The sequence below is a fragment of the Paracoccus rhizosphaerae genome (assembly GCF_026162645.1).
Lineage (GTDB): Bacteria > Pseudomonadota > Alphaproteobacteria > Rhodobacterales > Rhodobacteraceae > Paracoccus > Paracoccus rhizosphaerae.
In genome coordinates, this window is record NZ_JAOTBE010000169.1 from 1 (window position 1) to 1,312 (window position 1,312).

2 protein-coding genes are annotated in these 1,312 nt (G+C 59.5%); one reads left to right on the forward strand and one right to left on the reverse strand.

Annotation, left to right across the window (positions count from 1 at the left end):
- Window positions 1–775: hydroxypyruvate isomerase family protein (locus tag OC184_RS20200; RefSeq protein WP_265508956.1), on the forward strand; the 775-nt coding region annotated here is incomplete at its 5' end.
- Window positions 776–835: 60 nt separating this feature from the next.
- Here the strand turns inward: OC184_RS20200 and OC184_RS20205 are convergent.
- A partial coding sequence (locus OC184_RS20205; RefSeq protein WP_265508957.1) for a GNAT family N-acetyltransferase occupies window positions 836–1,312 on the reverse strand: 477 nt, incomplete at its 5' end.

Consider the following 1,312-nt stretch of genomic DNA (forward strand, 5'->3'; position numbering starts at 1 on the left):
AGCAAATCTGGGTTTTCTCTGGGCGGAACTGCCGTTGCCGGACGCCATCGCAGCTGCCGCGCGCGCGGGATTCGCCGCCGTCGAGTGCCATTGGCCCTACGACACGCCGCCGTCAGATGTGCGTGCAGCGTTGGAGGCGGCTTCTCTGGAGATGCTGGGGCTGAACACCCCACGTGGACGGCCGGGAGAAAACGGATTGGCGGCATTGCCGGGCCGCGAGGCTGACGCCCGCGCCGCCATCGATCTGGCTATCGCCTATGCGCGCGAGGTTGACTGCAAGGCGATCCACGTCATGGCTGGACGGGCCGAGGGCCCTATTGCCGAAGAAACCTACCTGCGCAATATCGACTACGCGTGTCGGACTGCACCGGACCTGACAATCCTGATTGAGCCCCTGAACCACCGAGACGCGCCTGGCTATTTCCTGACGCGGACGGATCGAGCAGCGGCGCTGATCGGATGTGCGGGGCATCCAAACCTGCGCATGATGTTCGACTGCTACCATGTCGCGATCACCGAGGGCGATGTCGCCCAACGTCTGCGGACGCACCTGCCGCTGATTGGCCACGTGCAGGTTGCCTCGGTTCCGGATCGTGGTACACCAGATCACGGCTTGCTCGATTATAGAGCGATCTTCAGCCTTCTGGACGCGCTGGACTGGCGGCGCCCTATAGGTGCAGAGTATCGCCCGACCGGTCCGACAGCTGACACACTTGATTGGCTGGCCTTGCCAGCGCGATTAACTGGCCTCCAGGAGAGGATGAGCAAGACGTGAAAGCTTTGTTTCGATGAGATCATCGATCTCCCGCCGTCGGCGTATGCCCTCTCCATCTGGCTATCGAGGGAGCTTCCATTGCTGCAGTTGCAGTGAGCAGCAGCGATGCAGGGTTAAGCCACCTATCGCGGGAGAATTTTTCTCATGAAAACGCGACGGAAATCGTCTTCCTCGGCACGCTTCTATTCCTTCCAGCCCAAACCAAAGGTAGATCTTTAGGTTCTCATGCGTCAACTCGTTGGTGTAGAGGTGAAGTTCGCTATTCCCCTCTTGCCGCGCGAGCGCATCGGCGTGATCGAGAAGCTGTCTGCCATAGCCCTGGCCTTGGTATGTCTTCCCAACAGCCACGTTGCTGACCAGCAGATGATTTGGCTTGGTTCTCAGGACGATGAGGCCGGCAAGGCTATCGCCCACTGTAAGCACCCATACGCTGCCTGAGGCGACAAGCGCGGTATAATCACCGGTCATTGGAGCAGGCTTGCAGCCAATTCTTTCGATGTAGTGCGAATAGGCTTCATCGACGATCTTCTCGATACT